Consider the following 8,846-nt stretch of genomic DNA (forward strand, 5'->3'; position numbering starts at 1 on the left):
CGGATGCTCACCTCCGCCGCCGAACTCCACGTCCACGGTGTCCCTGTCGACTGGACCACCGCCGTGGACGGCGGCCGCCTCGTCGACCTGCCCACCTACCCGTTCCAGCGCCAGCACTTCTGGCTCAAGCCCACCGGACTCCGGGACCTGCTCGACGACGCCGACGCCGTCGCGGCCGCACTCGACGCCGAGCCCGACGCGGAACTGCGCCGCCTGGTCGGCGAACTGGCCGCCTGGCGACGCGACACCCAGCCACCGCGCTACCGGGTCGAATGGCACCCCGTCGACCCGGCGCCGCGGCAGACCGGCCCCTGGCTCGCCGTCGCCCCGCCCGGCATCGACCCGGCGGCCCTGCTCGGCCCCGGCACCACCTGCCTCACCGCCGAACCCGGCATCGACCGCGACACCCTCGCCGCCCGCCTGCGTGCCGCCGGCCCGCATCCGCACGTCGTGTCGTTCCTGCCCGACGCCGCCGCCACGCTCACCCTCGTCCACGCCCTCGGCGAGGACACCCGGCTCTGGTGCGTCACCACCGGCGCGGTGTCCACAGGGGACGACGACCCGGTGCGGCACCCCGAACAGGCCCAGATCTGGGGACTCGGCCGCGTCATCGCACTCGAACAGCCCAGCCGCTGGGGCGGCCTCGTCGACCTGCCCGGCCCGGACGCCGACGGTCTGCGCGCGGCACTGGCCGGCGACGAGGACCAGGTCGCCGTCCGCGGCACCCGCCTGTTCGCCCGGCGCATCGGCCACCACTCCGCCACCCGGGCGCGGCAGCCGTGGACACCCCCCGCCGGCGCCGTGCTGCTCACCGGCGGCACCGGGGCACTGGGCGCACACGTCGCCCGCTGGCTCGCCGGGCAGGGCGCCGACCACCTCGTCCTGCTCGGCCGCACCGCCGCCGACACCGCCGGGCCGCTGGCCGACGAACTCGGCGCACTCGGCGCCAAGGTCAGCGTCGTGTCCTGCGACGCCGCCGACCGCGCCGCCGTCGCCGGAGTCCTCGACGCACTCGACGCCGAGGGCACCCCGGTCCGCGCCGTGTTCCACCTCGCCGGGCTCATGGACCGCACCGACATCGCCGACCTCACCCCCGCCCGCCTCACTGAGGTACTGCGGGCCAAGGCGACCGCCGCCCAGGTGCTGCACGAACTCACCCGCGACCGGGACCTCACCGCGTTCGTGTTGTTCTCCTCGATCGCCGGGCTGTGGGGCAGCGGCGGCAACGGCGCTTACGCCGCCGCCAACGCCCACCTCGACGCGCTCGCCGAACACCGCCGCGCCCACGGCCTGCCCGCCACCTCCGTCGTCTGGGGGCCGTGGGCGGGCGAGGGCATGATGGCCCGCGACGGATTCGGCGACCTGGTGCACCGGCACGGCATCCGGCGGCTGGAACCGCGGCGCGCACTCGCCGCGCTGCGTGGCGCCCTCGACCGCGGCGACGTCACCGTGGCCGTCGCCGACGTCGACTGGCCACGCTTCCACACCGCGTTCACCGCCACCCGGCCCAGCAGGCTGTTCGACCCGCTGCGCCCCGCGCGGGACACCGAACCCGCAGCACCCCCGGCAACGTTGTCCGACCGCCTGCGGGACGTCGACCCCGCGCGGCGGCGCGAGTACGTCACCGGCCTGGTCAGTGCCGAGGTCGCCGCCGTCCTCGGCCACACCGCCGACGCCCGGATCGACACCCGGCGGGCGCTGCGCGACCTCGGCTTCGACTCGGTCAACGCCGTCGACCTGCGCAACCGGCTGCGTGCCGTGACCGGGCTCGACCTGCCGGTCACTCTCGCCTTCGAACACCCGTCGCTGGACGCGCTCGCCGGCTTCCTGCTGAGCCGCGCCCAGCCCGAGCCCGCCGCCGACGCCGACACGATGAGCCTCGACGACCTGGTGCGCTCCGTACTCGAAGGACAACGGGAATGACCGGACCCTCCGTCGAACAGCTCGCCGCCGCGCTGCGTGCCTCGGTCAAGGAGACCGAACGCCTGCGCGAGGAGAACCGCGCACTGGCCGCTCGCACCGAACCGGTCGCCATCATCGGCATGGCCTGCCGCTTCCCCGGCGGTGTCACCAGCCCCGCCGACCTGTGGCGGCTGGTCGCCGACCGCCGCGACGCCATCACCGAGTTCCCGGCCGACCGCGGCTGGGACCTCGACCGGCTCGTCGACCCCGACCCCGACCGGCCCGGCACCTCCTACGTCCGCCACGGCGGGTTCCTGCACGACGCCGCCGAGTTCGACGCCGCGTTCTTCGGCATCTCCCCGCGCGAGGCACTGGCCATGGACCCGCAGCAGCGGCTGCTGCTGGAAACCACCTGGGAAGCCGTCGAACGGGCCGGAATCGACCCCGCGTCGCTGGCCGGCAGTCGCACCGGCGTGTTCGTCGGCACCAGCGGCCAGGACTACGGCAGCCGCCCCGGGCCGGCTGAACTGGAAGGCTTCTCACTGACCGCGGGCGTCGCCAGTGTCCTTTCCGGACGGTTGTCCTACACGCTCGGCCTCGCCGGGCCCGCCGTCACCGTCGACACCGCCTGCTCGTCCTCACTGGTGGCCATTCACCTCGCGGTGCGGGCACTGCGGGCGGGGGAGTGCACGCTCGCCCTGGCCGGTGGCGTCACCGTGATGGCCACCCCCGCGCAGTTCCAGGGTTTCTCCCGGCAGCGCGGCCTGTCCCCGGACGGGCGCTGCCGGTCGTTCGCCGCCGCCGCCGACGGCACCGGGCTCGCCGAGGGCGCCGGTGTCCTGCTGCTGGCCCCGCTGTCGGAAGCCCGCAGGCTCGGTCACCCGGTGCTCGCGGTGGTGCGGGGCAGCGCGGTCAACTCCGACGGCGCCAGCAACGGCCTCACCGCACCCAGCCCGGCCGCGCAGGTCGCCGTCATCGGCGACGCGCTCGCCGACGCCGGCCTCGCACCGTCCGATGTGGACGCCGTCGAGGCACACGGCACCGCCACCACCCTCGGCGACCCCATCGAGGCGCGCGCACTGGTCGACGCCTACGGCCGGGGCCGGGAACGGCCGCTGCGGCTCGGGTCGGTGAAGTCGAACATCGGCCACACCCAGGCCGCCGCCGGCGTCGCCGGGGTGATCAAGATGGTGCAGGCCATGCGGCACGGCGTGCTGCCCGCGACCCTGCACGCCGCCGAACCCACCCCGCACGTGGACTGGGACGGCGTCACCCTGCTCACCGAACCGGAGCTGTGGCCGGACACCGGCCGCCCCGCCCGCTGCGGCGTGTCCTCGTTCGGCATCAGCGGCACCAACGCCCACGTGATCGTCGAAGCGGTGCCCGGACGAACCGAACCCAGCCCGGGTAACGGCCCCGCACCCGTGGTCCTGTCGGGCAAGACCGGCGACGCCGTGCGAGCCCAGGCCGCCCGGCTACGGGACTGGCTGGCCGAACATCCCGACCTGACCCCGGCCGACGTCTCGCTGTCGCTGGCCACCGGCCGCACCGCGTTCGACCACCGCGCCGCCGTCGTGGCCGACGACCGCGCCGGACTGCTGGCCGCACTGGACAACGTCGACCCCGTGGCCGGCCCGGGCGGGCGGCTCGCGTTCCTGTTCACCGGCCAGGGCGCCCAGCGGCCCGGCATGGGCCGGCAACTCCGCGAACGCCACCCGGTGTTCGCGCGGGCGCTGGACGCCGTCCTGGCCCAGTGGGACTTCCCGTTGCGCGAGGTCATGTGGGGCCCCGACGACGGCAGGCTGAACCAGACCGGCTGGGCCCAGCCCGCCCTGTTCGCCGTCGAGGTCGCCCTGTTCCGCCTGCTCGAACACTGGGGCATCCGGCCCGACGTGGTGGCCGGGCACTCGATCGGCGAACTGAGCGCCGCCCACGTCGCCGGGGTGCTGTCGCTGCCCGACGCGGCGCGGCTCGTCGCCGCCCGCGCCCGGCTGATGCAGGCACTGCCCGCCGGGGGCGCGATGCTGGCCGTCGCCGCCACCGAGGACGAAATCGCCCCGCTGTGCGGGGCGAGCGTTTCGATCGCCGCCGTCAACGGCCCGTCCGCGGTGGTCGTGTCCGGCGACGAGGCCGCCGTCGCCGAGATCGCCCGCGCCCTGCCCGGCCGCCGCATCAAGCGCCTGCCGGTCAGCCACGCGTTCCACTCGCCGCGCATGGACGGCATGCTCGACGACTTCCGCGCCGCCGCCCAGGGGTGCGAGTTCCACCCGCCCGCCATCCCGATCGTGTCCACCCGGCAGCCCGGCGACGACCTGTGCACGCCGGAGTACTGGGTGCGGCAGGTCCGCGACACCGTCCGCTTCGCCGACGCCGTCACCGCCCTGACCGCCGACGGCGTGCGGACCTTCGTCGAGCTCGGCCCGGACGCCGTGCTGTCCGGCCTGGTCGACGGCGCGGTACCGGTGCTGCGGGCGGGCCGGGACGAACCGGCCGCGGTGGCGGCCGCCGTGGCCGGCCTGCACGCCCGCGGCGTCCCCGTCGACTGGACGGCGCTGCACGCCGGTACCGGGGCACGCCGCGTCGAACTGCCCACCTACGCCTTCCAGCGCCGCCGGTTCTGGGTCGAGCCACGCGACACCAGGCACTCCGAGCACCCGCTGCTGGACACGATGATCAGCCTCGCCGGCGGCGACGGCCTGGTCTGGTCCGGCAGGCTGACCGGCAGCGGCTGGCTCGCCGACCACCGCGTCGGCGACCGGATCGTCGTGCCCGGCACGGCACTGCTGGAACTGGCGCTGGCCGCCGGGCAGCGCTGCGACTGCCCGAGGGTCGACGAACTGACCCTGCACGCACCGCTGGTACTGCCCGAGTCCGGCGCCGAACTGCAGCTTCGGGTGGGCGAGGCCGACGGGACCGGCGGCCGCCCGGTGACGATCTCGGCCCGCACCGACGGCGACTGGACCCGGCACGCCACCGGGACACTCACCCCCGCCACCGGCTCGGCGTCCACAGTGGACCGACAGTGGCCGCCGCCGGGAGCCGAACCGGCCGATGTCGACGGCCTGTACGACACCTTCGCCGCCACCGGCATCGACTACGGGCCCGCGTTCCGCGGCGTGCGCGCCGCCTGGCGGCACGGCGCCGACCTGCTCGCCGAGGTGAGCACCGACCAGCCGCCCGCCGGATTCACCGTCCACCCCGCACTGCTCGACACCGCCGTGCACCCGGTCGCACTGGACGGCTGGGACACCGCCCGGCTGCCGTTCAGCTGGCGCGGGGTCACCTGGCACGGCCCCGCGGGCACCACCCTGCGCGTGCGGCTGACCCGCACCGGCGACACCGTGTCGTTCACCGTCGCCGACGACACCGGACGGCCGGTGCTCGACGTCGACGCGCTCACCCTGCGACCTGCCGCCCTGACCGCCGGGGCGTTGTTCCACCTGGACTGGCGCCCGGTCGCCCGGGGCACCGGGACGCCGGAGGTCCGCGTCGAGACCATCCCGCCCGGCGACGTGCGGGCCACCACCGGCCACGCGCTGGAACTGGTCCGGTCCGGGCTCACCGGTCCTCCGCTCGTGTTGCTCACCCGGCACGGCGTGGCCGTCCCCGGCGACCCGGACGGCGATCCGGCCCACGCCGCCGTCTGGGGACTGGTGCGCTCCGCGCAGGCCGAGCACCCCGGCAGGTTCGTCCTCGTCGACACCGACGGGCCGCTGCCGGACGACCTGCTGACCGCGGCCGTGGCCACCGGCGAGCCGGAACTGGCCGTCCGGGGCGGCGAACTCCTGGCACCCCGGCTCACCCGGCTGTCCACATCGGACACTCTCGCGGTGCCGGACGCGCCGTCCTGGCGGCTCGACGTCACCCGCAGGGGCACCCTCGACGGCCTCACCCTCGCCCAGACCGCCGACGCGGCCGTGGCGCCCGGCGAGGTACGGATCGCGGTACGCGCCGCCGGTCTCAACTTCCGCGACGTCCTGAGCACCCTCGGCCTGTACCCCGGCGAACCGGGCCCGCTCGGCGTCGAGGCCGCCGGGATCGTCACCGAGGCCGGGGCCGGTACCGGCCTGCGGCCGGGGGACCGGGTGTTCGGCCTGGTCCGCGGCGGCATCGGCCCGGCCGCCGTCGCCGACGCGCGGCTGCTGGCGCGGATCCCGGCAGGCTGGTCGTACACCGACGCCGCCGCGACCCCGGTCGTGTTCCTCACCGCCTACTACGCGCTCGTCGAACTGGGGCAACTGCGCCGGGGGCAGTCCGTCCTGATCCACGCCGGTGCGGGCGGGGTCGGCATGGCCGCCGTGCAACTGGCCCGCCACCTCGGCGCCGAGGTCTACGCCACCGCCAGCCCCGCCAAGTGGGACGCCCTGCGTGCGCTCGGCCTGGACGACGACCACCTGGCCTCCTCCCGCGATCTCGGCTTCGCCGACCGGTTCCCCGGCGGCTTCGACGTCGTGCTCAACTCGCTGACCGGCGAGTTCGTCGACGCCTCACTGGGCCTGCTCGCCCCCGGCGGCCGGTTCCTCGAACTCGGCAAGACCGACGTACGCGACCCGCGCGACGTGCACTACCGGGCGTTCGACCTGTTCGACGCCGCCCCCGGGCGGCTCGGTGAACTGCTGGCCGAGGTGGTCGGCCTGTTCGGCCGTGGCGTGCTGCGGCACCTGCCGGTGGCGACCTGGGACGTCCGCCGGGCACCGGCGGCGTTCCGGCACCTCAGCCAGGCCCGGCACGTCGGCAAGGTCGTGCTCACCGTCCCCGCCGCCGCCGACCCCGCCGGGACGGTGCTGATCACCGGCGCCACCGGCGCGCTGGGCTCCGCGGTCGCGCTCCACCTCGCCCGGCAGGGCTTCCGCGACCTGCTGCTGCTCAGCCGCCGCGGCCACGACCCCGCGCTGGCCGCCGAACTCGCCGCGCTCGGCGCGACCGCGACGTTTGCCGCCTGCGACGTCGCCGACCGCGACGCCCTCGCCGCCGTGCTCACCGGCCGCGCGCTCACCGCCGTCGTGCACGCCGCCGGTGTCCTCGACGACGGCGTGGTCACCTCGCTCACCCCGGAGCGGCTCGACCACGTGCTGCGGCCCAAGGCCGACGCCGTCACGCACCTGCGGGAGCTGACCCGTGACCACGACCTGGCCGAGTTCGTCGTGTTCTCCTCGATCTCCGGCGTCACCGGCTCCGCCGGGCAGGCCAACTACGCCGCCGCCAACGCCTTCCTCGACGCCTGGGCCCGCAACGAGGGCGCGGTGTCCGTCGCCTGGGGCCCGTGGGCCGATTCCGCCGGCATGACCGCACGACTCGGCGAGGCCGACCGGGCCCGCTTCGCCCGGCTTGGCCTGGGCACCCTGACCGAGGCCGGCGGTCTCGCCCTGTTCGACGCGGCCCGCACCGCCGCCGAACCCGCCGTCGTCGCGGCCGTGCTCACCGGCACCCGGCCGGCTGCCCGCCCCGCCCGGCCGGGCGGTGACCTGCTCGACCTGGTCCGGATCCAGGCCGCCGCCGTGCTCGGCCACGCCACGGCCGCCGACGTCGCACCGGACCAGCCGTTCACCGAGCAGGGCTTCGACTCGCTGACCTCCGTCGAACTACGCAACCGGCTCGCCGAGCACACCGGCCTGCGCCTGCCCGCCACCGTCGTGTTCGACCACCCCACCCCCGCCGAACTGGCCGCGTTCCTGCGCGGACAGGACAACCGCCCGGCGCCCGCCACCGTGACGTCACCGGTGACCGAACCGATCGCAATTGTGGGAATGAGCTGCCGGTATCCCGGCGGCACCGACTCGCCGGAAGCGTTGTGGCGGCTGCTCGCCGACGGCCGCGACGTCGTGTCCGGCCCGCCCGCCGGGCGCGGCTGGAGTCCGGGAGACTTCGGCGACGCGCCCCCGCGCGGCGGATTCCTGGACGACGCCGGGATGTTCGACGCCGCGTTCTTCGGGATCTCCCCTCGGGAGGCGCTGGCGATGGACCCGCAGCAGCGGCTGCTGCTGGAAACCTCCTGGCAGGCACTGGAACGCGCCGCCATCGACCCGCACTCGCTGCGCGGTGAGCAAGCCGGCGTGTTCGTCGGCGGGTCGGCGCAGGACTACGCCACCGGTGCCGTCCCGGCCGGCCTCACCGGCTACCGCCTCACCGGCGGCACGCCGAGTGTGTTGTCCGGGCGGATCGCGTACACGCTGGGGTTGACGGGTCCGGCGTTGACGGTGGATACGGCGTGTTCGTCGTCGCTGGTGGCGATTCATCTGGCGGTGCGGGCGCTGCGGCAGGGGGAGTGCACGCTCGCGCTGGCAGGCGGTGTCGCCGTCATGGCCACCCCCGCGATCTTCGCCGAGTTCGCCCGGCAGGGCGGGCTGTCCCCGGACGGCCGGTGCCGGTCGTTCTCCGCCGACGCCGACGGCACCGGCTGGTCCGAGGGCGCCGGGATGCTGGTGCTGGAGCGCTTGTCGGACGCGCGGCGGAACGGGCACCGGGTGCTGGCGGTGGTGCGGGGTAGCGCGGTGAACTCCGACGGTGCGTCCAACGGCCTGACCGCACCCAACGGGCCGTCGCAGCAGCGGGTGATCCGGGCGGCGCTGGCCGATGCGGGGCTGTCACCGTCCGATGTGGACCTGGTCGAAGCCCACGGCACGGGCACGCGGCTGGGCGACCCGATCGAGGCGCACGCCGTGCTGGCCACCTACGGCCAGGACCGCGACCGGCCGCTGTGGCTCGGGTCGGTCAAGGCCAACCTGGGCCACACCCAGGCCGCCGCCGGGGTCGCCGGCGTCATCAAGTCCGTCCTGGCCATGCGGCACGGACAACTACCCGCCACCCCGCACATCGGCACCCCCACCCCGGAGGTCGACTGGGACGCCGGTGCGGTGCAGCTGCTGACGGAGCCGGTGTCGTGGCCGGAGGGTCCGCGTCGGGCGGGTGTGTCGTCGTTCGGTATTTCGGGGACGAATGCGCAT

General features: G+C 75.6%; 1 protein-coding gene and 1 pseudogene. Both read left to right on the plus strand.

Translation table 11 applies throughout. From position 1 onward, the window contains the following. Positions 1-3 precede the first annotated feature (3 nt). A pseudogene (locus EWH70_RS35300) lies at positions 4-1,317 on the plus strand (beta-ketoacyl reductase); the annotation flags it as partial. 2 nt (positions 1,318-1,319) lie between these two features. Beyond that, positions 1,320-8,846 (plus strand): SDR family NAD(P)-dependent oxidoreductase (locus EWH70_RS35305; RefSeq protein WP_476692396.1); only part of this gene is annotated, 7,527 nt, incomplete at its 3' end.

The sequence above is a fragment of the Amycolatopsis suaedae genome (assembly GCF_004214935.1).
Classification (GTDB): Bacteria; Actinomycetota; Actinomycetes; order Mycobacteriales; family Pseudonocardiaceae; genus Amycolatopsis; species Amycolatopsis suaedae.